At 56.5% G+C, this 24,055-nt stretch carries 23 protein-coding genes and 1 pseudogene; 13 read left to right on the top strand and 11 right to left on the bottom strand.

Annotated elements, in window-relative coordinates; all coding sequences use genetic code 11:
- Positions 1-4 precede the first annotated feature (4 nt).
- The 3 genes from KHO07_RS16280 to KHO07_RS16270 form a co-directional block, all read right to left on the bottom strand.
- Positions 5-718 carry a GntR family transcriptional regulator gene (locus KHO07_RS16280; protein ID WP_150732568.1) on the bottom strand — a complete coding sequence of 238 codons (714 nt, stop codon included), beginning with the start codon at positions 716-718 and terminating at the stop codon, positions 5-7.
- A gap of 84 nt (positions 719-802) precedes the next feature.
- The gene (locus tag KHO07_RS16275; protein ID WP_244858308.1) at positions 803-2,008 is read right to left on the bottom strand and encodes an OprD family porin; all 1,206 of its coding nucleotides are present in this window, start codon (positions 2,006-2,008) and stop codon (positions 803-805) included.
- 107 nt (positions 2,009-2,115) lie between these two features.
- Positions 2,116-3,450 carry an MFS transporter gene (locus tag KHO07_RS16270; protein ID WP_212624877.1) on the bottom strand — a complete coding sequence of 445 codons (1,335 nt, stop codon included), beginning with the start codon at positions 3,448-3,450 and terminating at the stop codon, positions 2,116-2,118.
- A 574-nt stretch (positions 3,451-4,024) separates the two neighbouring features.
- On the opposite strand from KHO07_RS16270, the gene KHO07_RS16265 reads away from it, so the two are divergent.
- Positions 4,025-4,450, top strand: a complete 426-nt coding sequence (locus tag KHO07_RS16265) for a VOC family protein (RefSeq protein WP_150732571.1) — start codon at positions 4,025-4,027, stop codon at positions 4,448-4,450.
- 95 nt (positions 4,451-4,545) lie between these two features.
- On the opposite strand, the gene KHO07_RS16260 is transcribed toward KHO07_RS16265, so the two are convergent.
- The gene (locus tag KHO07_RS16260) at positions 4,546-5,439 is read right to left on the bottom strand and encodes a LysR family transcriptional regulator (RefSeq protein ID WP_212624876.1); all 894 of its coding nucleotides are present in this window, start codon (positions 5,437-5,439) and stop codon (positions 4,546-4,548) included.
- A gap of 94 nt (positions 5,440-5,533) precedes the next feature.
- Between KHO07_RS16260 and KHO07_RS16255 the strand changes: the two genes are divergently transcribed.
- Positions 5,534-6,700 (top strand): MFS transporter, encoded by a 1,167-nt coding sequence (locus KHO07_RS16255; protein ID WP_212624875.1) that lies wholly within the window; start codon positions 5,534-5,536, stop codon positions 6,698-6,700.
- A gap of 113 nt (positions 6,701-6,813) precedes the next feature.
- On the opposite strand, the gene KHO07_RS16250 is transcribed toward KHO07_RS16255, so the two are convergent.
- On the bottom strand, positions 6,814-7,092 hold the full coding sequence (locus KHO07_RS16250; RefSeq protein ID WP_150732572.1) for a hypothetical protein: 279 nt from the start codon (positions 7,090-7,092) through the stop codon (positions 6,814-6,816).
- 221 nt (positions 7,093-7,313) lie between these two features.
- Between KHO07_RS16250 and umuD the strand changes: the two genes are divergently transcribed.
- From umuD to KHO07_RS16220, 6 genes are all read left to right on the top strand, one after another.
- On the top strand, positions 7,314-7,748 hold the full coding sequence (gene umuD / locus KHO07_RS16245; RefSeq protein ID WP_150732573.1) for a translesion error-prone DNA polymerase V autoproteolytic subunit: 435 nt from the start codon (positions 7,314-7,316) through the stop codon (positions 7,746-7,748).
- On the top strand, positions 7,732-7,875 hold the full coding sequence (locus KHO07_RS16240; protein WP_244858223.1) for a hypothetical protein: 144 nt from the start codon (positions 7,732-7,734) through the stop codon (positions 7,873-7,875). The genes umuD and KHO07_RS16240 overlap by 17 nt, the downstream gene beginning before the upstream one ends.
- 86 nt (positions 7,876-7,961) lie before the next feature.
- Complete coding sequence (locus tag KHO07_RS16235) at positions 7,962-9,119, top strand: site-specific integrase (RefSeq protein ID WP_045633891.1); 1,158 nt, start codon at positions 7,962-7,964, stop codon at positions 9,117-9,119.
- Between the two features lie 10 nt (positions 9,120-9,129).
- Positions 9,130-10,746: a hypothetical protein gene (locus KHO07_RS16230; protein ID WP_047299985.1), complete on the top strand. Its 1,617-nt coding sequence runs from the start codon at positions 9,130-9,132 to the stop codon at positions 10,744-10,746.
- A complete protein-coding gene (locus KHO07_RS29205; protein WP_230679663.1) occupies positions 10,736-12,580 on the top strand; it encodes a site-specific integrase in 1,845 nt (614 codons plus the stop codon). The genes KHO07_RS16230 and KHO07_RS29205 overlap by 11 nt, the downstream gene beginning before the upstream one ends.
- Positions 12,573-12,989 (top strand): TetR family transcriptional regulator, encoded by a 417-nt coding sequence (locus KHO07_RS16220; protein WP_170934336.1) that lies wholly within the window; start codon positions 12,573-12,575, stop codon positions 12,987-12,989. The genes KHO07_RS29205 and KHO07_RS16220 overlap by 8 nt, the downstream gene beginning before the upstream one ends.
- Positions 12,990-13,156: 167 nt before the next feature.
- On the opposite strand, the gene KHO07_RS16210 is transcribed toward KHO07_RS16220, so the two are convergent.
- The gene (locus KHO07_RS16210; protein WP_045633889.1) at positions 13,157-13,717 is read right to left on the bottom strand and encodes a hypothetical protein; all 561 of its coding nucleotides are present in this window, start codon (positions 13,715-13,717) and stop codon (positions 13,157-13,159) included.
- Positions 13,718-13,871: 154 nt separating this feature from the next.
- Between KHO07_RS16210 and KHO07_RS16205 the strand changes: the two genes are divergently transcribed.
- On the top strand, positions 13,872-14,762 hold the full coding sequence (locus KHO07_RS16205) for a cation transporter (RefSeq protein WP_052906047.1): 891 nt from the start codon (positions 13,872-13,874) through the stop codon (positions 14,760-14,762).
- 464 nt (positions 14,763-15,226) lie between these two features.
- Positions 15,227-16,393, top strand: a pseudogene (gene umuC, locus KHO07_RS16200) (translesion error-prone DNA polymerase V subunit UmuC); the annotation flags it as partial.
- A gap of 307 nt (positions 16,394-16,700) precedes the next feature.
- Here the strand turns inward: umuC and KHO07_RS16195 are convergent.
- Positions 16,701-17,231: a cupin gene (locus tag KHO07_RS16195; protein ID WP_150732574.1), complete on the bottom strand. Its 531-nt coding sequence runs from the start codon at positions 17,229-17,231 to the stop codon at positions 16,701-16,703.
- Positions 17,232-17,473: 242 nt separating this feature from the next.
- On the opposite strand from KHO07_RS16195, the gene KHO07_RS16190 reads away from it, so the two are divergent.
- Positions 17,474-17,866, top strand: coding sequence for a hypothetical protein (locus KHO07_RS16190; protein ID WP_212624874.1), 393 nt, complete (start codon positions 17,474-17,476; stop codon positions 17,864-17,866).
- Between the two features lie 77 nt (positions 17,867-17,943).
- Here the strand turns inward: KHO07_RS16190 and KHO07_RS16185 are convergent, their stop codons facing one another.
- Together KHO07_RS16185 and KHO07_RS16180 are read right to left on the bottom strand one after the other, a co-directional pair.
- Complete coding sequence (locus KHO07_RS16185; protein ID WP_212624873.1) at positions 17,944-18,681, bottom strand: SDR family oxidoreductase; 738 nt, start codon at positions 18,679-18,681, stop codon at positions 17,944-17,946.
- A gap of 126 nt (positions 18,682-18,807) precedes the next feature.
- The gene (locus KHO07_RS16180; protein WP_212624872.1) at positions 18,808-19,365 is read right to left on the bottom strand and encodes an NAD(P)H-dependent oxidoreductase; all 558 of its coding nucleotides are present in this window, start codon (positions 19,363-19,365) and stop codon (positions 18,808-18,810) included.
- Between the two features lie 144 nt (positions 19,366-19,509).
- On the opposite strand from KHO07_RS16180, the gene KHO07_RS16175 reads away from it, so the two are divergent.
- Positions 19,510-20,418: a LysR family transcriptional regulator gene (locus tag KHO07_RS16175; protein WP_150732578.1), complete on the top strand. Its 909-nt coding sequence runs from the start codon at positions 19,510-19,512 to the stop codon at positions 20,416-20,418.
- Between the two features lie 92 nt (positions 20,419-20,510).
- On the opposite strand, the gene KHO07_RS16170 is transcribed toward KHO07_RS16175, so the two are convergent.
- Positions 20,511-21,410, bottom strand: coding sequence for a helix-turn-helix domain-containing protein (locus tag KHO07_RS16170; RefSeq protein WP_212624871.1), 900 nt, complete (start codon positions 21,408-21,410; stop codon positions 20,511-20,513).
- A gap of 306 nt (positions 21,411-21,716) precedes the next feature.
- Here KHO07_RS16170 and KHO07_RS16165 point away from each other — a divergent pair, with 306 nt between their 5' ends.
- Positions 21,717-22,481 carry an SDR family oxidoreductase gene (locus KHO07_RS16165; RefSeq protein WP_212624870.1) on the top strand — a complete coding sequence of 255 codons (765 nt, stop codon included), beginning with the start codon at positions 21,717-21,719 and terminating at the stop codon, positions 22,479-22,481.
- A gap of 255 nt (positions 22,482-22,736) precedes the next feature.
- Here the strand turns inward: KHO07_RS16165 and KHO07_RS16160 are convergent, their stop codons facing one another.
- The gene (locus KHO07_RS16160) at positions 22,737-24,035 is read right to left on the bottom strand and encodes an MFS transporter (protein ID WP_212624869.1); all 1,299 of its coding nucleotides are present in this window, start codon (positions 24,033-24,035) and stop codon (positions 22,737-22,739) included.
- Positions 24,036-24,055 lie beyond the last annotated feature (20 nt).

The following is a 24,055-nucleotide window of genomic DNA, read 5'->3' as shown; positions in this document are numbered from 1 at the left end:
TCGATCACTCGCCGCGGGCGATCACTTTCATCCGGTCGCCGTTGTTGATCGCACCGAATACCTCGGCGTAGCGCAGTGTCGCATTGGCGTGCTCACGCATGATGGCTTCAGCGCGTGCGCCCTGGCGGCTGACCAGCGCGTCGAACACCGAGTGGTGTTGCATGTGGGCGAAGTTGAAGCGCCGGTATTCGCGCGCCATGTCCTGGCGATCGATCGCCAGCGCCGACACTGAAGCGAAAGGGCGATGGTCGTTGCGCGACAGGGCTTCGGCAATCGCCGGGTTGGCGCTGCTGTCGACGATTACCTGATGAAAGCGCATGTTGAGGTCATGGAATGCCTCAAGGTCTTCTTCCGTCACGTAGCCTTTGTCGAACAGCGCATCACCTTGCACCAGGCATTCGCGCAGCGCCGCCTGTGCTTCTTCACTCAAGCCGCGTTCGGCGCTCTGCCGCGCCGCCAGACCCTCCAGCACCCCGCGCACCTCCACGGCTCCGGCGATATCGTCGGCGCTCACCGAGCGCACCTGATAACCCCGGCCACCATGGCGCACCAGCAAGCCTTCCTGTTCCAGTGTCAGGAACGCCATGCGCACCGGCATGCGCGAGACGCCGAAGCGTTCCGCCGTCGGGATCTCCATCAGCCGTTCGCCGGCCGCCAGCTCGCCCGAAGCAATCATTTTGCGCAGTGCGACCAGCACCATTTGACCCGGTTTGCTCATGCAGGCGACTTCCAGAGGGGAGGGCGCCATAGTACCGCAAGGAGTGAGGAGATGCAGGGGCGACAAGCGCCCCTGGCGGGAAGATCAGAGGGAGAGGGGATAACTGACGATCACCCGGGTCTGATCGAAGTCGCTGTTGAAACTGCGACGGTTGGTGGCGTTGTTGACCCGCACGCTGAGGTTTTTCAGCGGGCCACTTTGCAGGGTGTAGCTGACCTCGGTGTCGCGTTCCCATTCCTTGCCATTGCTGCCGGCCTTGGTGGTGGCGTTGTCGCCATGACCGTAACGGGTCATCAGCAGCAGGCCGGGAATGCCGACGGCGACGAAGTTGTAGTCATAACGCGCCTGCCAGGAGCGCTCGTCGGCGTTACTGAAGTTGCCGTTGAACATGTCGTTGCCCAGGGTCCGCCCACTGCTGCCATACACCGACATCCAGCCGGTATCGCCGCTGACCTTTTGCAGCCCCAGGTACAGGGTATGGCCACCCAGGTTGGCCGAAAACAATCCGTAGGCGGTATGGCTTTGCACATTGCCGATCAGGGCGCTGCCGTCTTCCTTGTCGATGAAGTAGCCCAGGTTTGCGCCCAGGGTCCAGTCACCGACCTTCTGTTTATGCAGCAGGTTCAGATAGCTTTGCTGATAGATGTCTTCGAGCTGCGAGTACCAGGCGCCGATCTGGGTCTGTTGTTCGTTGAAGCGGTATTCGGCGCCCGCGTAGTTGAAGCCGTCCGACTTGACGGTGGGCGCCGCCCAGGCCGAGAGGTCTTGCATGTCCGAAGAGTTGCGCAGGCTCACCGAGGTGTATTGACCGCCCTGCAGGCTCAGGCCGGGAAGTTCCCGGGACACCAGCATGGCGCCCTGGAAGGTCTGGGGCAGCAGGCGACCGTCGTCGTAGCGCAGCAGCGGAATATCCGGCATGAGCTCGCCGAGCATCAGCTCGGTGTCGGACATTCGCATTTTTGCCGCCAGCCCCGCGCGCCCGTAGTCGTCGGCGGCGCGACCATCATCATGCACTGGCAACAGCTCCGACCCGCTGCGTTGCGGGCCACTGTCGAGCTTGATGCCCAGCATCGCGATACCGTCAAGGCCAAAGCCGACAACGCCCGGGGTGTAACCGGAACTGAACTTGAGAATCGCGCCTTGGGCCCATTCTTCGATCTTGCTCTTGCTGGCGCCGGGATCGTTGAAGTCCCGATTGAAGTAGTAATTTCGCAGCGTCAGGCTGGTCTTGGAATCTTCGAAAAAGCCGCGGCTTTCAGCGTGTGCCGAAGGCATCAGGGCAAGCGCCATTGCACCGCCGAGCAAGGCCCGGGGAGGGAGAGGGAAGCAAGTCATTATTGTTGTTTTCCTGGAGGATGTTGTCAGTAGCGAGGGCGAAGCCTCGCTACTGTTTTGGGTCAGGCCTGGCTGGGTTGGGCGGCAGGCTGCGCCGGGGCCTTGGGCCGCAGTTGCAGCAACACGGCGGCGGCAATCACGAAGACCACGGCAAATACCCCATACAGGTGCAGTGGCTGCCAACCGCTGTCGAGCAACAGACCGGCAACGGTGGGCGACAGGATCGCGCCGATGCGTCCGATGCCGATGCCCCAACCGACCCCCGTGGTGCGCACCGAGGCGTCGTAGACAATCGGCGACAGCGCGTACAAGCCAGCCACGCAACCGTTGGCGAACAAGCCGATCAGCAGGCCCAGGCCCAGTGCCATCGAGACCGATGATGCAGAGCCGACGAACAGCACCAGCAGGCCCGCGGTAATCAGCATGAACAGCGACAGCACCCGGGTCAGCCGCCAGCGCGAGGCCAGGCCGCCAATCAGCGCGGCGCCGAAGATGCCGCCGACGCTCAGCAGCACGCCGCCGCTGATGCCTTGCTGTGCCGACAGCCCTGCCGAGACCAGCAGCTTCGGCGTCCAGCTCATCACGAAGTAGAAGCCGAACATCACCAGGAAGAACAGCAGCCAGATCAGCAGGGTGGTGCGCCGGGTTTCGGGCGAAAGCAACTGCGCCAGGCGGCCACGGCCGGAAGTCGGCGCCGAAAGGGCGACGGGCAGTTCGCGCAGTGCCGGCTGGCCGAGACGGACGGCCAGGCGATTGATGCGCACCAGGGCGTTCGCGGGGCGACGGGCGATCAGGAAGTCCAGCGATTCAGGCAAATACAGCAGTACCAAAGGAATCACCGCCAGGGTCACGGCCCCGCCGAAGATGAACACCGAACGCCAGCCAAAGTGCGTCAGCAGCCACACCGATAACAGACCGCCCAGGGTCGCGCCCAAGGCGTAACCGGTGGATTGCAGGCTCACCGCCAGCCCGCGCCAGCGCTTGTTGGCATATTCACTGGCAATCACGTTACTGCTGGCCAGGATTCCGCCGATCCCGAGGCCGGTCAACCCGCGCAGCAGCGCCAGTTGCAGCGGCGTCTGGCTCAAGGCTGACAACAGCATGCCGGCACCCGAAAGGACCAGGCAAAACAGGATCAATGGCCGACGTCCATAACGATCCGCCCAGGGTGCAATGAACAGCGAGCCTGCCGCCATGCCAAACAATCCGGCACTCAACAGCAAGCCGATCTGCGCGCCATTCAGGCCCCATTCGGCAGACACCGAGGACGCCGTGAAGGCCATCACCAGCACGTCGAAGCCATCGATCATGTTCAGGACAATACAGATGCCCACGGCCAGCCACTGGAAGTGTGCCATGGGACGCTCATCTACCACGCTTTTCAGATCGACACTCATGGCTGCCCCTCGAGAAGAGGCTGCGTAATGGCAAAGCGAGAAAGGCACACGAAGCTGGGTGCAAGCCAAAGCTCGAACCCGATTGAGAACTCATTCATCCCGACACCCTTGTTATTTTTATGAGCGGGCAGGCGCTGTACCTGACACCGTGCAGTGCCAGTCAATCAATTTATGGATCCATTGAAAAGTGGGCTATTGATTGATTTTCTGTAAAATTTCTAGATGCATCTATAAAACCGTTAATAATCAACAGTTTAGCATTGATAATAAATCGTTCGATTATCGGACGAAATACAGCGTTCTTTTTAAGGGATCCAATGTGCAGTGTGAGATAAATTTGCACAGGGCCAGGCAGCGACCGAGTCTAGCTGTCCTGATCAACCGGCATCTGGATTTTCCCACTATGGTACGAGCGCGTGCACCCGCGCCCTGCCGTTCAGAAAGCACTTCGGCTAGAAGGGCTGGCGTGATGTCGGGCAGCAGCGCTTGCCTGCTCGATTGTGGTACAAACGGGCCCGGCAGACAGGGCAGCGTTTTGCTGCCTGAGATGTCTACAACGACAAGGAGTCCTTACATGAAGATGAACCCACTGGTTCCAGAGATGATTGTCTCTGACTTGCAACGCAGTCTGGCGTTTTACTGCCGGGTACTGGGCTTTCAGATTGAATACGAAAGGCCCGAACATAAATTCTCTTTTCTGTCGTTTCAAGGCAGCCAGTTGATGCTGGAAGAGGATGACCTGAATGAATCTCCATGGCGAGTTGGCCCTCTGGAAGCACCCTATGGCCGGGGGATGAATCTTTCCATCCGTTGCGCCGATGCCAACTTCTTGGCCAAGGCCATCGAAGACGCCGGTATTGAATTGCGCAGACCCATCGAAGAGTGTTGGTACCGCGATAACGAGCGTGAGCATGGAGAGCTCAACTTTTTGGTGCTGGATCCGGATGGCTATCTGTTGCGTTTCAATCAAAGTCTGGGTTTCAGGGCTGTCGAGCGGTGATGCCACTCTCTTGCCCTGCTCATCGATCGAAAGCGACCTCCCACGAATAGCCATCTCGGCCAATCTGCACCCGGAAGGACAGGTGGCGCCACCGCTTACATCCGGTGATGTTCCAACAGGAAGTCCACGAACAACCGCACCCGCGCCGGCATTGCCGAGCCACCTACGAACACCGCATGAATCGGTTCCTGGTCGCCAGGGTTCCAGGCTTGCAGCAGCGGTATCAGGTCACCGCGCTGCAGATCCTCGCTCACGCTGAACTCGCCGATACGCGCAATGCCGGCACCTACTCGCGCAAGTTGTGCCAGCGCTTCACCACTGCTGCATTCGATGTTGCCGCCGACCTTCAGGGAAAACTCTTCTCCAGCGCGGATGAACGGCCAGTTGGGTTCGGCACGTCGGAAGTTGAAGCGAAGGCAGTTGTGCCGTAGCAGGTCTTCCGGTTCCTGGGGGATGCCGTGGCGCTGCAGATACTTGGGCGATGCCACCACTACATGGCCGGTGTCGCCGATCCTGCGCGCGGTCAACGGGCTGTCGGGTAGATGGCCGAAGCGTACCGCGACGTCGGCCTTGCCGCCAAGAATGTCGACCACTTCGTCGCCGAGGGTGAGGTCGACGACGATGTTCGGGTAACGGGCGCTGAATGCTGCCACCAAGGGAACGATGGCCAGCCGCCCGTGACCAAGGGCGGCGCTGACCCGCAACCGGCCCCTTGGTACGCCCTGATCGGCAATGGCTTCTTCAACCTCGTCCATGTCGGCCAGGATACGCCGGGCGCCGCGCAGGAAAGCTTCACCCTCGGCGGTGAAGGTGATCGCTCGAGTGGTGCGCAACAGCAGGCGGGTGCCAAGACGTTGCTCGGTACGCGCGATGATCCGACTGACCGCCGAGGGTGTCAGCCCCAATGTACGCGCGGCGGCCGACAGGCTGCCTTCCTGCGCCACGGTGGCGAACACGCTCATTTCACCTGACCTGCCATTGAAGTCCACTTGTGCTCCTTACGCAAAGGTGATTGCCAAAAATGCGCTCTACCGCCTGAAAAGATTGGATCGTAGCATTAGCGGCATAGATGAGGAGCCTTCCATGCGTATCAATCCACCACTTGTAGCACTCGCCATGGGTGCCTTTGGCATCGGCGTTACCGAGTTCGCCCCGATGGGCATGTTGCCGGGCATCGCTGCGGATCTCGGCGTTTCCATTCCCGCCGCAGGTCTGTTGGTCAGTGCTTACGCCCTGGGCGTATTGCTCGGAGCGCCACTGATGACCCTGACTACCGGCAGGATTCCCCGGCGCTATCTGCTGGTCGGACTCATGGGGATTTTCACCCTGGGTAATCTGATGTCAGCTCTGGCTACCGATTACTACAGCCTCATGGTCGCCAGAGTGGTGACCTCACTGAGCCACGGCGCGTTCTTTGGCGTTGGCTCCATCGTCGCCGCGAGCGTGGTCGCCCCGGAGAAACGTGCCGGGGCGGTGGCGGCAATGTTCATGGGCCTGACCCTGGCGACCATCGGCGGTGTGCCGATGGCCGCCTGGTTTGGCGAACTGTTCGGCTGGCGCACCGCATTCTGGGGTATTACCGGCCTCGGCGTGGTGGCCATGGCCGCGTTGTGGTTCGCCTTGCCCAACTTGCAGGCGCCGCAAAGCGCCGGTGTACTGGCCGAAATTCGGGTACTGGGCCGTGGCCCGGTGCTGGGCGCGTTGGCCCTGACCGTAGTCGGCTCGGGTGCAATGTTTACCGTCTTCACTTACATCGCGCCGATCCTCAGCAGCGAGACCCATGCGTCCACCGCCTACATCACCGCCATGCTGGTGCTGTTTGGTGTGGGCTTGACGCTGGGCAACATGTGGGGCGGCAAGGCCGCCGACCGCTCGATAGATCGCACCCTGATCGTTTCGCTGAGCGTGCTGATTCTCGTCTTGCTGGCGTTCACCGTACTGATGCGTTGGCCGCTGCCGGCCGCCGTTGCCATCCTGATTTGGGGGATCGCCAGCTTCGCCCTCGTGCCGCCGCTGCAGATGCGCGTCATGGAGGCTGCCAAAGACGCGCCAAATCTGGCCTCGGCGGTGAACATCGGCGCCTTCAACCTCGGCAACGCGATTGGTGCGGCGATGGGCGGCGCGGTGATCAACGCAGGTCTGGGTTATCCAGCGATTTCCCTGGCCGGAGCGGCAATGGCAGGTTTGGGACTGCTGATGGTGTTAGCGTTTGCCTGGCGCTCCAGAACGATTGCAGCTGCGGTGGAGTGACGATGAGGTGAGGGGGCTGTTAGTCACCATTGATGGGTGACGTCCAGCCAGTACCGACGCCGTCGGCGCAGGTTCATAGCGTAACGCCCCGACATTCATCGTTGACCAGGTTTTCAATATTCCTGATTGCGGTGTGTCAGCATCAGTTTCACCCTGGTTTTGTGCGCAAGTTTGCCTCCGGTATCCGAAAAAACGTGGTCTATATCGACTACTCGATATTCCTCTTCCTCGGAGGCCGTTTTGCCCCATGCAATGTCAAGGCCTAGATGATTGAAACGATCACCTATCGACACTGCAGGGAAGGGCGTTATCGCTTCAACGCTCCAAACAGCGGCATTAGTGAAAGACTTTTCGTAGACCTCGAAAGAGTACTCAATTTGCTGTGCGCTCATAAAACCTCCTGACACCGGTTTGTTCACGAAAAAATGGCAGCTCATCGAAATTCAGAGGGTTGCCTGAATCGGATCGTTCAGTTCAAAGCCAAAAAACCAGGCTGTAAATCCGCAAAACCTTCCAAAAAAATCCACCGGTCGTAATCATCTACGTTCGAGATTGACCGCGAGCAGTCTTCGACGTTAACTGTATACATATACAGTTTAACCAGGCGTGTCTCATGAGCTTCACCATTATTGGTCCATTAGCAGCGGGGGGAGTCCAACTCCCGTTTTACTCGTTCAAAGTCCCTGCCGGATTTCCATCGCCAGCGGCTGATCATCTTGAGCAGCACATCTCGATCGACGAGCTCCTGGACATCCGCGCCCCGCATATTTACCTGGTGCGTATCGAGGGACACAGCATGGAAGGCGCCGGGATATTCGACGGGGACATGGTCGTGGTGGATCGCTCGATCACTGCTGAGCACGGGCACATCGTGATTGCCGCAGTGAACTGCGAGCCGGTATGCAAACGACTGTGCAAGCGCGGCGCCAACGTCATCCTGATGTCCGAGAATGTAGGCTATCCCCCGCGCTATATCCTCGAAGGCGACGAGTTGATCATCTGGGGTGTGGTGACGTTCAGTGTGCGCGCTCATGATCCAAAAGCCTGAGCCCGTCTTCGCTCTTATCGACTGCAACAGCTTCTACGCGAGCTGCGAGCGAGTGTTCCGCCCTGATCTGCTCAAGACGCCCATCGTGGTGCTGTCGAACAATGATCTGAAGGGTGCCAACTGTTAGCTAATCCATTACAGTCCGCCCCCCCTGATCGAGGTTTGTCCCGGCTCTTGATGGGAGATCACTAATAGGGGCTTGAAGGCTGTGGAATGAGGTTAGTGCTCGCGACAAAAGACCTGACGGTAGCCGGTCGATCCTTCAAAGGTTTCCCGCTCTTGGTTGGTTCAGATGGCTGGCCTGTGGAACCGGCTCAATCATTCCTATGGCACATCCTAGTCGAGTCAGGTGAGGCACTCAGTGTTCTGACGTGGGAGGCCTATGGTCGCCGTCTGTTCGACTACTTCGCCTTCCTGGAGGCTAATGGCCTGGCCTGGAATGAGGAGAGTCAGGCAGATGGCCTGAGCGTCCTGTCGCGATATAGAGACTGGTCGAGCGGTGAGCTGGAGCTAGATCCCAGCACACTGAATAAGCGACTGAACCTAATTGTGAGGTTCTACCAATGGGCCAAGCAGCGTGATCTGATCGCAGTTCTACCCTTTGGCGAGCGAAGGGTCAGAGCGACTCCGCACTCTGGCTTTCTCAGTCACGTAGCGCGTCCTAACGCCGCGAGTACCAAACCCTCAGTGATGGTGCGAGAGCGTAAGCGATTGACCAAATTCCTGACCAAAGATCAGGCAAAGGTTTGCCTCGCCCTTGATGCAGATCCGAGTCACCGGATCTTGTTCCATCTAATGGTTCGTACTGGCCTTCGCTCCTGCGAGGCTCGCACTTTCCCTCTCAAGTACATCTTTAATCCTCGGCTGAAGAAGGGCCTACGTCCTGGGCAAATGATCAGCGTGGCTCTTGAACCATCGGACATGCATCTCAAGTACAACCGTCCGAGGACAATTGACGTGCCTTGGTCGCTGATGGAGGAAATGTGGTCGTACACGCTTCATAAGCGCGAAGTACGGAAAGCGACCGGCAACGGACGCACCACGGCCTTGGTGCTGACCAAGGAGGGGCGGCAATACGCGAAAGACTCTATCGTCGACGTGATGAAAGCGTATGAGCGCAAGTGCGGCTTTTATGTTAGGGCCCATATGCTTCGCCATACCTATGGAACTTATACCCTTCTTGCATTGCGAAAAAGCCGAGATTTTAAAGGCGAGCCGTTACTCTATGTCCGAGACAGAATGGGGCACTCCGACATTCAAACAACAATGGTGTATCTGCATCTAATTAATCAGCTAGAGGCTCAGTCTGTTCTTGCCCATGAGGATGAGATAGACATGATGTTTATGGCCGGCTCTACTCCAAGCGCCTGAGGTACTACTGTTGGCCCGAAAGAAAAGCTATAAGGCCGAGATGCATTCGGTCACTAAAGGATTCGAGACCGTAGAGAATGAGCTTGTAATCGATCTCCCGAAAAATCCTCGGAATGTAACTAAAATTGATCACACTCAGTACATTGGGCTTGGCTTTGACGCATGGGCCATTCAGAGCACTCATGTAATCAGGGCGCTGGTCAATGGAGGGAACTTCTCTCTGGCTACTCTTGTAGGGTACTCCAGCTATGGCCTTCGATATTTCATGGCCTTCTTGAAAAGCGGAGCGATTGATTCACCACCGTCATCCCCCAACAGTCTAACTAGACGGCATCTTGATCGATATGTTTCTTGGTTGAAGCTAAAATATCCAAACGGGTCGACTGCAAAGAACTATTACACTTCACTGAGGTCATTGATCATCAGTCTAATTGAATACGGATTCATTGAGACAGACAAAGATAATTTTCTTCCAGTTGTTCCTTTCCCGAATAACGCGAAATCCACCAATGACGCGAAGCCGCTCAGCCTCTCGGAAATGCAGGGTCTTATAACTGCACTAAAATCAGACTTAATAGCTATTCATAAGGGGTTATTCCCTGGGAATGACGCTGAAGCAATGACGGTCTTGTTACTGATTACAGCCGCCAGATCTGGCATTAACACTACGCCGCTCCTAGAAATGTCTAGAGATGCGCTCCAGCCACACCCATTCATCCCTAATCTTCGACTTTTGAACACCGTAAAAAGACGCGGAAAGGGTGCTCAGAGCAAAACCATTCGACAGACGGGACTGCATGACGAATACAACTCAATTCCTTTAGATGGGGTTGCTGTTGTAAATAAGGCTTTGTCAATTTCTGAACCACTGGTTGGGTTTGCACCTGAGAATATTAAGTCGCATGTTTGGCTATATAGATCCGGACAGAATGGGCATGGTCATAAGATAGTCGCGCTTGCTTCCAGCACGTTATTTCAATCAACGAAGAGTATTTGTGCGCGACACTCTTTGAAGGATGATCAGGGCAAGCCGCTGATCGTTAATCTCAGTCGTCTTCGAAAGACTATGGAAAGTAGGCTTTGGAAGCTCAGCGGCGGCGACCTACTGGAAGTGTCCGCCGTGATGGGCCAGTCCCCTAGCGTCGCTGATAACCATTATTTGAAGATAAATGACGAGATCAGGGTTGAGGGAGCGATCTTCGTCGGATCGGCTTTCACCGATCAGCTGCGTGGCATCAATGTCACACCGACACCCCCAGGAGGCTGTAAAGATAGCCTCTATGGAAGCCTGGCGCCCAAAGATGGTGTCACCCATTGTTCCGAGTTCATTCATTGCTTGACATGTCCTAGTTACGCAATTGTCGGTACTCTTGATGACTTGTATCGACTGTTCAGCTATCAGCAGTTTCTGCGCGCGGAGATGGAGTATTTTTTAACGGATGAGTGGGCGGGATGGCGCAAACGCCAAGGCGATTTCATCAGGCTCATTGACGAGTTTACGTCGAGAAAATTTAATATTGAACTGATCGAGGCGGCTAAAGCCAAAGCGAAAATGTCCCCTCATCCGTTCTGGGGATGCAAGATTGAGTTTATGCGGAAAATTCGAGGGGGCGATCTTGTCGGCTAATAGGAACTCCAAGGCAGCTCTCAAGGCCTATGATGTACTGTTCGCGCAACCTGTAACAGCCTCGGGCCTAAGCAAGGCTGAGCGAGATGCGATAGTTGTTAGTGCGATTGTTAATGATCATGGCGAAACTTTTGTATTAAGCAGATTTGGTGATGCTCGGTGGGATCTTCGGCCATTCTTTGATCAATCTAACGTAAGCGAGGGGCACAAGTATGTCAGTTGGGACTTTAATCTCCCACCTGAGATGATTGATGACTGCAAGGCAGTCGCGTATGCATGGTTCAAGAGAGGGCTCCCAGGGTCAAAGCCACCTGTCGCCAGGGGGATCACAACTCTCGTCAGCGCCAGCGTAATTCCGTTCATTCGTTGGCTTAGTGGCTTGGGAATTGAACGGTTTTCCGATGTTCGGCCTATACATATCAGCAATTACATACATCATTGCAAGTCAGAATCATTGAGGCCGATGCCTCTTTATTCCAGGCTGCGGATAATTGATTTTTTATGGATTTTCTCTGTCGAAACCATTTCCCCTCTTCAGTATTTTCCATGGGGAGAGTCGTCCCTGTGGCGAGTTAGCGGAATTGGAGAAACAAGGGGCAGTTCAGCTGCTAATAAGAACACCGGTAGGACGGATATAATTCCACCAGACGATCAGGCGAAGATATTTAATTACTGCGAGCAGGTCGTCCATGAGGCGAAAGAAGATTTGATGGTCACCGGCATTGGCACCTTTACTCGCCGCAGCTCCAAAATGATTAATTGTCGTGATGCTGTCTTATACATCGCGTCAATTACCAGCGGCATGCGTAACGAAGAAGTCATCGGAATTGAAGTCGGTGCATGGCGAAAAGAGGTGGTGGATGGTGTTACTTACTGCTGGGTAATCACGACCGAGCATAAAACAGGAAAGGGGCGAGTCGAATATCTTGTCCCTGAGCTTACGCTGGATGCGTTAAATCTCTTTGCCATGTGCTCAACCCCAATGAGAAGAGAGCTTGAGGCGGAGTTGAGCGATCTTGAACTGTCGCCCAACTCAACTGACTCCGCTGATCTTTTGCTTCGATTGGAGAAGGCCAGAAAAGACTCGAAGAGACTGTTCCTCTGCTTGAATGGAAGCGGCAACAAAACCGAGCGTGTTGGACACATCGAAGTGCTCAGCGCCGCAGGTTCCAATGAGGCCTTCAAGCGGCTCGCAAAAGCCGCTGGAAGTGATTGGCCATTGCGGACTCACCAGTGCCGTCGCACCTATGCCCGGTGCTTTGTAGAGTCTCGTATGGGGCGTGCTTCGCTTGTATTCCTCAAGTGGCAGTTCAAACACAGCAGTATGAGCATGACTCAGCTCTATGCCTCCAACCCCCTTCAGGATCTCACGTTGTTCGATGAGATCCTCCAGCAGATGACCGAATTCAAAATCGACCTGATTGAATCTTGGCTCGACGATCAGCCATTGGCCGGAGGCGCAGGAGAGAGGATCGTTGAGTTGCGGGCTATTCCGGTCAAGAACAGGGCCGCTCTACTGGCCCAAACTGCGCCTCATGCGAATATTCGGGCGACTGGCCATGGCTGGTGCATTGCCACAGAGCGCGGATGCGGAGGTGCGGGCTTATACGAGGCGACACGGTGCCCTGGGTGCAAGCATTCGGTAATTGATGAGACATTCGCCGGCACTTGGCATGCTATCTACTCGCAACAGCGGGAGCTGATGAAAATTGAGGATGCAGGCCCAGCAGTAAGACAGCGTGCCGAGCGTGATTTGAAAGTCGCGCTCGATGTTATCAACAGCCTAGGCATATCCCCCCATGACGACGAGCAAGAAGGGGCTGTGAATGACTAAGCAAGCGACGGAGCCTCGCTCCACTGGACGATCTCGGCCAAAGACAACCGATGCACTCGACAAGGTCATCGATGGCATGGTCGAGGGCAACCAAAAGCTCAGCATCTCCTCAGTTGCCAGGGCCGCAGGAGTAACGCCGGGCCTTATCCATAACACCTACCCTGCGGTGGCGGAACGTATTCGCAACCTTATGGGCAAGTCGGTGCGCGCCCAGCGTGACTCCAAGCATCAAGCACTGATGAAGGAGAAAGAACTGAACAAGGCGCTCCGGGCGGAGAACAGCCTGCTTCTTGAGGAGTTAGCCAGGCTCGCGTCGGTGAACCAGCGCCTCATGATTGAGCTGGCCCAGTTGGATGGCGTTGCCCAAGGTAAGGTAGTTACGCTAGCACCGAAGCCTGGGGCTAAGTAGCCCCAGGGGCTTATTTCACCATCCGTAGCTGATCGATCCTGGTTGTATAGCTGGGGCTCAGCACCTCGTGCTTCATGTTCCACTCCGGGGTAACTGCTGCCGCATCGGTGGGGGCCTGCCTAACTCATGGTGGAATAGGATGCCCCCCGTGGCGTCGACGTGAGGGCTTAGCGAGGCGGTGTGCCCATGTGTTGCTGATGCTGCATCATCTGATCCATCATCATTTGCTGCATGCCCATGTACCTATCCATCATGTATTGATGCTGCTTCATCTGCTCAGGCGTCATCTGGGAGTAGTGGCTGCCCATTTGATCCCAGCCCATCATGTGACCACCTCCCATCATCTGACCGTCACCCATCATGTGGCCACCTCCCATCATCTGACCGTTACCCATCATATGGCCACCCATCATGCCCCCTCCGCAGCACCCCATCATTCCGCCGCCACGCATTCCGTTCATCATGTGCATTCCTTGCTGCATCATGGTTTGGTGCTCTTGCATCAGTTTCTGACGCTGTGCAGGGTCGCTAGCTTTCTGGATTTGGCTCATTTGCTCCTGCATTTTCTTGAGATTTTCTTGTGCCTTCGCCATCTCTTGGTCGAATTGCTCAACGCTTATCGGTTGCTGTTGGGCCGATTTAGCAGCGGTTGAGTCCTGCTGCGCGGAGGCTAATGCGGGGAAAAGCGCTGCCGCCAAAGCGACGGCGGCGAGTTGGGATGCTTTCATCTTCTACTCCTTGCAGCGGGTGATTGATCGAGGGTGAATCACTACTTTCCAATATAGACCTCAATTTTTGGCATAGCCTGACTGGGATCAATGGTTGACCCTGTACCTGCTACAGGGTGTATTTAGGCTGCCTACTTGTTAGGAGGTGAACGGGATGAGTGGTGACAAAGCTTGTGGTTGTGCGAATAGCGTTGCACCGTCGAATGAGGTGTCCACCCGAAGCAATGGGGCTGCGTGGGTCAGTGAGTTTTCTGTACCCAAGATGGACTGTCCCTCTGAAGAACGCATGATTCGCTTGGCTTTGGAGGGACTGGAAGGTATCGAGTCGTTATCCTTCGATCTCAGTCAACGGCGCGTTCACGTCTATCACTCGGGGGCGATAGATCTGCACGCTAACAAGCTCGATTCCTTGGGCCTTGGCTCGACCCTGATAGGTACGCGGGCTTGCGCACCAAGCGAGGTCGCGGAGAGAGGGAAAGCTGACGCCCAGGAGGCTCTAGACGAGTCCAGAGTGCTTAAAGCTTTGTTGGGTATCAACGCTCTTATGTTTGTAGCCGAGTTGGTTCTTGGGGTTATTGCTGAGTCCACAGGGTTGATTGCGGATTCACTGGATATGTTCGCCGATGCCGCTGTTTATGGCCTTGCCTTCTATGCCGCTGGACGGAGCAAGGGTCTACAGCTTAAGGCCGCACATCTGTCGGGCTTTCTACAAATAGCGCTCGCGTTAGGCGTTTTATTGGAAGTTGTGCGCAGATTTATTTTCGGCAGCGAACCTGAGTCATTGTTGATGATGGGGGTTGGCCTGGTCGCCCTTGTGGCCAATGTTGGCTGTTTGCTCTTGATATCAAAACACCGGAATGGTGGCGCTCACATGCGAGCAAGCTGGATATTCTCAGCAAACGATGTATTGGCCAACCTAGGGGTTATTGTTGCTGGCTTACTGGTTATGCTTACGGGTTCGCCTTATCCCGACCTTGCCATTGGTTTTGCTGTCGGGCTGCTTGTCCTCAACGGTGGTCGGCGAATTCTTGCCATGAAGGCTTGATGATCGTGCTCAAACCTCCGCCCATTAAGCAACGTGGAGGTTTAACCGGGAGGAAATTAATCTTTCTTTTTTCGATCTACCTAAAGGACGTGCTCACGCGCTTGCCAACCCTGAAAGCCAGCGCCTTGATCGAGCTGTTGCTGCACAGCTGGGCTCCCCGGCAGGGCGTGATGCCCCGTTCGCCTAGCTAGATGTATGCGTCCGGTTGATTTCTGTACGTCGGCACGATGGTGCCCACTTACCGTGAGCAAACGCTCTTTTCTGCCACCTCAATCAGATCGGCCTTGCCAGCTTGCGGGCGACTGTACGCATGACCTGCTGGGATGACGATGGTTGCGTTGGCGTTCGAACAGTGGTCGTGAAGGGTTTCAAGAGGCCTCGAAAAATTGAAAAATTGTTAGTCTTGTAAAATGCTTATAAAACAGTATGTTACAATCTACTAACTGTTAGAGTCATTCAGATATAACGACGGCTGCGTGATCGCCCGCAGCGCGGACAGCAAGCCGTTCATCAAGATGGGCGAGCCGTACTTCCAGATCAAACACAAACTCAAGCAGCACGGGATAGTCGCGTTCTCGTCGAACTATGCGTTGTACGGGGACATGAGTGAACGCGTGATGAGTGTGATCGAGTCCCTGGTGCCCGCCGTTGAGGTCTACAGTATCGATGAGGCTTTCGCAGATTTGGCAGGCGTGCCAGGTGATTTGGAGGCGCTCGGCCGGCGTATCCGTGCTCAGGTTTACCGAAGCACCGGCATACCCGTCGGCGTTGGTATTGCGGGCACTAAAACCCTGAGCAAGCTCGCCAATCACGCGGCCAAAAAGTGGCAGGCGCAGAGCGGTGGTGTCGTCGACCTCCGTGATCGGACCAAACGCGACTGGGTGCTCAAGAAGTGCCCGGTCTCAGACGTATGGGGCGTTGGTCGAAAGATGACCCTGCACCTGGAAGGTATGGGTATCAAGTCCGCTTGGGACCTCTCCAAAACCGACCCTTGGACACTGCGCAAAAAATTCAGTGTGGTCATCGAAAAGACCGCTCGCGAGTTAGCCGGTACACCGTGCCTTGAGCTCGACGAACCTGACCCACCCAGGCAAGAGATCTGTTGCAGTCGCATGTTCGGCAAGCGTCTGACCGAGATAGCGCCGATCAAAGAGGCGGTCGCCACCTACATGATGCGAGCCACGGAGAAGCTGCGGGCCCAGCAGTCGCTGTGCAAAAAAATCAGGATTAGCATTCGCACGGGCATGTTCAATCCCGAGGAAGCGAAATACGCCAATGGCGTGCTGGTGGAATTGCCGTATCCCACCGACGATGTTCGCTTAATGACGACCGCGGCGGTGGACGCGGTGGATCGGATCTTTCGACAAGGCTTCAAATACAGTAAAGCCGAGGTGCTGCTGGTTAACCTTTGCCAAAAGGGCGAGTACACCGAAGACCTCTTCTCAATCTCGCAGCCGCAAGCGACCGAGAAAGTGATGGGCGTACTGGATGCTATCAACGGCCGTTGGGGCAGGGGGACGATGCGTTTGGCAAGTGTGCCGACCGATCCGGATTGGGGCATGCGCAGGGAGATGATGAGCCAGAGCTTTACCACTCGAGTTGATCAGCTTTGGACGGTGTACTGCAGGTGAGTAAGTCCGAAGGACCTGGGATGGGCACACAGCGTTTGAGAGTGAAGTAGAAATAAAAGTTTTAATACGGTGAATAGCGATCGACGACCGGAGAGAAAACGGGTAATTGGCGCGGCGAAACACCGCTATTCATCGAACGTGAATCCACGCACAAGGGTTATCGAAAGGCGTTGCTGTTTTCCGTTCGTACCCCCTGGATCTTCGCGACATTCTGGATCGTCCTGGCTTCCTGGTCTTTATATATTCAACTGACAAACCCGGGCGCATAGCATCAGTACAGCTAATGACCACTTCCTAGAGCATGCGATCAGGACTGATAGTTCCAATGCCGATGTAACACGCCATTTACCCCCTGCACCGGATCCTGATCCGGGAACGGTAGATTTTTCATGTTCACCAATTGCTCCGGACTCGGCGCGTCGCGACAAATGTCGCCGTTCTGACCGGGTGGATAGGCACCGACAACCAGAAAGTCATCACTTGAATCCATGTTGCAGTGGCCAGTGCCGGCGGGTAAGAGCAAGACATCACCCGAACTGACTTCCAGCACCCGACCTTCCGGCCCGCCAAGCATCAGGCGAGCGTAACCGCAGGCGATGCCAAGCACTTCATGGCCTTCGGTATGGTAGTGGTGAAAGTCATAAACGCCATAGCGCCATTGTGGCGGCCAGCCATTGGCGCTGAAGGTTTTCTCGAATAAAGCCGCTGGATCGCTACCTTCAATGGCAATGGCTTTGATATAGATGAGCACCGGTAGACGAGGATTGTTCGGCACCCAGTCGTTGCGTTCGAGCAGCAGGGCTTGTACGGGAGCGTGTACGGCTTCTGACTTGACCATTAGCAAGGCTCCGAATTAGCTGTCGTTCATCTTGAATGGCCAGGGAAGGTGTGTAGCGGTAGAGGTTCATGAGATTTATGAAGTTCGTCCGAAAGGACGTACGGTTACAAAAATGGATTTCCCCATGAAAATTGCAGTGAGACCGAGGAGAGGAATTTTAAGGCGATTGTTGGTTTTTACCAGCCATTCAGGACGAACTGCAGTCTGTCCCGAATGCGAACTGTGCGCCCCTGGGAGTTTCCGTGAGAATCGAACAGCACCTGCTTGCTCTTCTGTTGCTCACCTTGCTGTTGGGTGGTTGTACGACACTCCATGTCCAGGTTGATCGCTGGGGCGGCGCTGCGCTGACAGTGCCGACGATGGCCGACGTTTATGTTGGCTCTCACATTGGCTGGGGGCTAGGCTTGCAAACCTTGCCGCACCGAGCTGCGTTTCTCGCTTACGCGCCTGAAACTCCCTACGGCCTCGGCAACATAATTCGAGCTTGCTTGCCGCGAATCACGGCACTTGGTGTGGCCAGTTCAGAAGAAGTCGAAATTGAAACGTTGCAAGAGCGTCTTGATCAGGAGCGCTCAGCCTCTGCAGGCATCTACATCGGTGACGTGATGTTCGGAAGCTGGGCGCGGAAAGTCTGACTCTTGCAGGTTCGCTCCTGCTGGGGAAGCGTCTGGCTGTTTTGATGGTTTCCTTACAGCCAGTCACTTCCCCGGCGTCAGAAAGGGCTCGCCGTGGGCCGAACGATCAGTTCGCTTACATCCACATCCGCAGGTTGTTCCACGGCATAGGCAATCGCTCGTGCTATGGCGTCGGCCGAAATCGCGATTTTGCGAAACGCCTTCATTTCTGCGCGACCACCCTCGTCAGAGATGCTGTCGGCCAACTCGGACTCGGTGACACCCGGCGCGATGACCGTCACCCGAATGTCGCCTCCAACCTCTTGGCGAAGGCCTTCGGAGATGGCCCGGACAGCGTACTTGGTGGCGCAGTAAACGGCCGCAGTCGGACTTACTGCATAGGCACCAATAGACGCAATATTGATGATCTGCCCGGCCCGTTGGCGCTGCATTAGCGGCAACGTAGCGGCGATACCGTGCAGAACTCCGCGAATGTTCACGTCAATCATACGGTCCCACTCATCCACCTTGAGTGCCTCGAGTTTGGAAAGAGGCATCACACCCGCGTTGTTCACCAGGACATCGACCCGATCGAACCGGGTAACGGCGAAGTCGATGAAGTCCTGGACATCCTTTCGGTCGGTGACGTCCAACGCACGAAATTCCGCCTTGCCGCCGCAGGCGTTGATCTCGCCAGCAATGATTTCAAGTCGGTCGGTACGACGAGCGCCAAGCAGCACTTTTGCGCCCTGGCTAGCCAGCAGTCGCGCAGTAGCCTCACCAATCCCGCTGCTTGCGCCGGTGATTGCGATGACTTTGTCCTTGATGTTCAACATGATCGGTTTCCTCTGCCGTTTGCCCAGGAAGCGGGCCTCGAAACAAGGTTAGGGACGAGCAACATGTTTGCGTTAGTCGAATACTGCGTAACCCTTGCCCATTTCTGCAGCGGCGACTTGCGCCGCTTAGCCCACCCGTTCATAGGGCATTTGTTCCCGGGCAGCTTTCAGGGCTCTAGCCCACCAATTGAGCTGTACCAGCATTCGAGCCATTGAAAGCCTGGCTTGATCAGTCTGAAATATTGCCTCAGCCCCCCAGGGATCAGGGAAGGAGACGAAATTGCAGATGGGTACCGCGTGCTGTCCGGCCAGGATCTGGCGAAGTTGACTGATCGCGCACAGTCCACCCGATACTCCGCCATAACCGATAAATGCCACCGGCCTTGCGTGCCAGCAATCCGAAACCTGGTCAATGAATGCCTTCAGCGCGCAGTGATGAACATTGCCCTGTTCCGAGGTAATGATCAGGAATGCATCAGCTTCGGCCAATTGGCGCAGAATTTCCCGTCGCTGTATGACTGCCGCATTGTCAGACCTGACCAGGAAGTTGGCGGGTTCTAGTAACCAAGGCTCGAACTCTGCACGCTGCGCTAACACATCAGTCGCCCATTTCATTAGCGCAGGCTGTGAACCTTGTTCATTTTCACCACTGTGAATCAGGGCCAGTTTTATCTCGCTGTTCATCTCATCCTCCAGACTTGGTCTCCAAGTGGTGGCACGTCATTTGCTGAAATTTACCTCCGCCTTTCAGCCTCTGGATTAGAGTATGAGTGGCAACACGGCAGATATAGCCGGGTCTGGGGCATACAACTTGTGACTTGAATTCATATGAGACGGCTGGACATAAACTGCTTCGCTGAAATGAACGTGTTCGTCAGGGTCGTTGAAGACGGCGGCTATACGGCTGCCGCCAAGAACTGTGCACTGACCCCATCAGCGGTCAGCAAGCTGGTCTCAAGGCTGGAAAACCGCCTGGGAGCGCGTTTGCTCAATCGCTCGACAAGGCGACAGTTGCTCACGCCTGAAGGCGCTGCATTCTATGAACGCTGCCTGACGATCCTGGCGGCGCTCGATGAAGCTGAGCAGGAAGCAGCAGCCAGCTCCGCCCCCCAGGGGACAGTGCGGGTCAACTGCAACGTCGATATCGGGCGTTTGTACCTGCTACCGCTCTTGTCGACGTTCCTGCAACATCACCCTGGCGTATCGGTGGAGGTTTTCCTCAGTGACGAAGTCGTCGACCTGATCAGCGCACGAGCTGACGTGGCCATTCGCAGCGGCCCACTCAAAAGCTCCAATCTCGTGGCCAGGCGCTTGGGCGAGACGAGAGGCCTCATCGTGGCATCACCGGCCTACCTTGCGGCACGCGGCACACCAAAAATTCCAGCCGATCTTGCAGACCACAACTGTCTGGGGTTCACCTTCAGTCAGCCGATGATGGAGTGGAGTCTGGTCAGCGATGGCGGCCAACTGACTCCGGTATCCGTTACCGGCAACGCACGGGTCAGCGACGGCAACGGAGTACGAGAACTTGCAATCCTCGGGCTCGGCCTTGCCCGCGTAGGCTTTTGCCAGGTTGAGCAAGATCTGGCGCATGGCCGCCTGGTTTCGGTTTTAGAGGGTTTCATGCCCGTCGCGAAGACTGAGGTGCATGCGGTTTACGTAGGGCAAGGAGGAAAATTGCCCACACGTGTCAGAGCCTTCATGGATTTTCTGGCAACGAACCTCAAGATCCACTAATCGCAAACGGCTGATAACGCGCGGCCACTTTCGTGTGCCGGCGGATACGCAAGCGGGACGAGCGCCTCAAGGTGCAGAGCTCGCAGGACCTGTCACGCTTGGCGGTAGGCGCTGGGTGTGACACCGACCTCGCGACGAAAAACCTGGGAGAAATGGCTGGGGCTGGAGTAACCCACTTCCAATCCAACATCAATGATGCTGCGATCGGTCTCGCGCAGTAGATGTCGTGCGCGGCTCATGCGCAGGCGAATGAAATACTGTGATGGCGACAGTCCCGTGGCGCGCTTGAACATCCGGCTGAAGTGATACTCGCTCAAATCAGCGATATGAGCCAAATCCGCAAGGCGAAAGTCATCGGCCAGGTGCTCGTTCATCGCATCGATGACGCGTCGCAGCTTGTACGCTTGTAGTGCGTTTCCGCGACGGACAGTGCTGTGCGGATCGAGATAACGGCGTATCAGGTGGACGGTCAGCGCCTGAGCCAGGCTGTTAACGAACAACAGGCTGGGCTTACGCTCCTCGATCAACTCGTAGCGCAACTGATTCAACATGAAATTCACCCGCTCATCCTGGGCACCGGAGATATCGAGGAAGGTCACCGCAGCGGTGTGCTCGCCCAGAAGATCACGGGCAGCCCGGTCGATCAGGGGAAGGCCGAGATACAGATGCATCACTTCGAAGGTGTCGCACCCCGTTGTCTGCCAGCGCATCTCGTAGGGCTCGCTTGTGTTGGTGAGAAAGAAGTCGCCAGCCTGCACCTTGACGGCTTTCCATTCCCCACCGAGGGAGCGTTCCTCGACCCTGGCCGTGCCTGCCAGGACCAATACCAGCAGAGGCTCCACCACAGCAGGCACCAGTATGGGCTCGACGGTGCTGTGATGGCTGAACAACTGCACCATCACATCCTGCATCTGCGGGAGAAGGGGCACCACCCGTGGTGTTCCCGGCAGATGATGCGGCATCGATTCGGCCGTGATGCGCTGAGCATCCATCGGTGTCAGGTCTTCATATTCAGGCTGGTGCACAGGAGGCTCCATCTAAAAGCCCTCAGGCAGGGGCTGGCGTTGATAGAGTAACTTAGCATCGTCGTACTCGAGTATGGCGGCCCGGCGGGTCAGCACCCAAGGCAATATCGGACGTGTAAAGCTTTAACGCTAGCGCAAAACTCCGACAGGTTCGGCAATCCCGCGAAAGCCCAACGCTCCTCATTGCGAGACAGTAAAGCCGTCGATAACGACAGCGCCTCACGGGCGCTGAGCCGACGAATATCTCGTCGGCCCGCATGGCAGGAGAGCATCATGACCGAGATCAATCACAGTATTTCCAACGAAGTCGACGGCAAAGTCGCGCTGGTCACCGGCGCAGCCAGTGGCATCGGCAAGGCTATCGCACTGTTGCTGCACGCGCGTGGCGCCAAGGTCATTGCTGAAGACCGCAATCGCGCCGTCGAAGAACTTGCCCGCCCTGGGTTAGTGCCGCTGGTGGCCGACATCACCGAAGACGGCGCCGCGGAGCGCGCAGTGGGGTTGGCCGTCGAGACGTTCGGTCGGCTGGACATTCTGGTGAACAACGCCGGGATCATCATCAACAAGTTAGTCATAGACATGACCCGAGAAGACTGGGAGCGCATCCAGGCGGTCAACGCCACCGCGGCCTTCCTGCATTGCCGCGAAGCGGTCAAGGCGATGATGCCAAATAAATCGGGAGCGATAGTCAACATCGCCTCTTACGCATCCTATTTCGCATTCCCAACCATTGCCGCTTACACCGCGTCCAAAGGCGCACTGGCCCAGTTGACCCGCACGCTGGCGCTCGAGGCGATTGGGCATGGCATTCGCGTTAATGCCATCGGCGTCGGCGACGTGGTCACCAACATCCTCAACGACGTGGTTGAGGACGGCCCTGGCTTCTTGGCCCAGCACGGCGAAGCCGCCCCTATCGGTCGTGCCGCGCAGCCTGAGGAAATCGCCGAAGTTGTGGCATTTCTCTCCTCGGACCGCGCGAGCTTCATCGTCGGCGCCGTGGTCATGGCCGACGGCGGTATGACCGTCACCGCGGGCTGATCAACTGACTCGGCTTAGCGTTTTGAGCACGTTGTCTAAAGCACTTTATGGAACGTAATAGATCTGGATTGCGTGCAGGCAATAGGGCGTCGTTGCGGCGCCCCTCTTATTCAAAATTATTCGAAAAGTCTGTCGGTGCCCATTGAAAGGGGGAGGCCGATGACTGCCCTGACGAAGGACTGTAATCGGCCTCAAGCCACTTCAATTCGGTTCCCGCTTTGGATTGACGCGTGGTCAGCGTCGGCGGTCGAGGAACTAAACGGTTCTGGCTGCCAGGGCTTTTTGCCGCCGATACAGAATGGTCGTCGCCGTGAACCCGCACATGGCCGCGAACATCAGCCAGTAGGCAGGTGAAGCCTTGTCGCCCGTGGCCTGGACAAGCAGTGTCGAGATTGCCGGGGTAAATCCGCCAAACACCGCGGTGGCCAAACTGAAGGCCAGTGAAAAGCCGACGACCCGCACGTTCTGTGGCATGACTTCGGTCAGTGCCGCGACCATGGCGCCGTTGTAAATGCCGAAGAAGAATGAGAAGTACAGCAGAACAGCGAGCAGTCGTTCGAAACTCGCCGCCTCAGCTAGCCAGTGCATGGCGGGATAGGCGGTGAAGATGCACAGCAACGATATCGCCAGCAACAGTGGTCGACGGCCGATGCGGTCGGAGAGGGCGCCGCCGATCGGCAGCCAGATAAAGTTGCTGATGCCCACCAGCAGTGTGACCGCCAGGCTGTCGGTGGTGCTCAGGTTCAGTACTGTCCTGCCAAACGTCGGTGTGTAGACCGTAATCAGGTAGAACGTGGTGGTGGTCATGGACGCCAGCAAGCCGCCTGCCAGTACGGTGCGCCAGTTGTCACGCATCGAGCGAAACACTTCGCGAGTGGTGGGCCGATGGCTGCGAGCCGTGAAGGCAGCGGTTTCTTCCAGTGAGTGGCGAATAATGAAAATGAACGGGATGATCACGCAGCCAATGAAGAACGGAATACGCCAGCCCCAATCGGCGATCTCGGCGGCTTGCATCGTGGCATTGATCGTGTAGCCCAACGCGGCTGCGACGACGATCGCCACCTGTTGGCTGGCCGATTGCCAACTGGTGTAGAAACCGGTGTGACCAGGGGTGGAAATTTCCGCCAGATACACGGAAACCCCGCCCATTTCCGCGCCGGCGGAGAAGCCCTGGAGCAGCCTGCCCAACAACACCAGAATCGGTGCCGCCACGCCGATGGTGGCATAGCCCGGCACCAGGGCGATCAATACGGTACCGGCGGCCATGATCGACAGCGTCACGATCAGCCCCTTGCGACGGCCCACCTTGTCGATGTACGCCCCCAGCACAATGGCGCCTAGCGGGCGCATCAGGAATCCGGAGCCGAATACCGCGAAGGTCATCATCAGCGAGGCAAACTCGCTGGTCGCTGGAAAGAACGTCTGGGAGATGTAGGTCGCGTAGAACCCGAACAGAAAGAAGTCGAACTGCTCGAGAAAGTTACCGCTGGTGACCCGCAAAATGGCGCCCAGTTTGGACCCCTTGGCTCGGGTTGTTGCCGTTGTCGTTTTCATGGCTACCGTTATGCTCGCTA

Origin of the sequence: Pseudomonas sp. PP3 (assembly GCF_905336995.1) — a bacterium.
Taxonomy (GTDB): Bacteria; Pseudomonadota; Gammaproteobacteria; order Pseudomonadales; family Pseudomonadaceae; genus Aquipseudomonas; species Aquipseudomonas reinekei.
The sequence above is the reverse complement of the archived record's forward strand: the minus strand, read 5'-3'. Positions and strand labels throughout refer to the sequence as shown.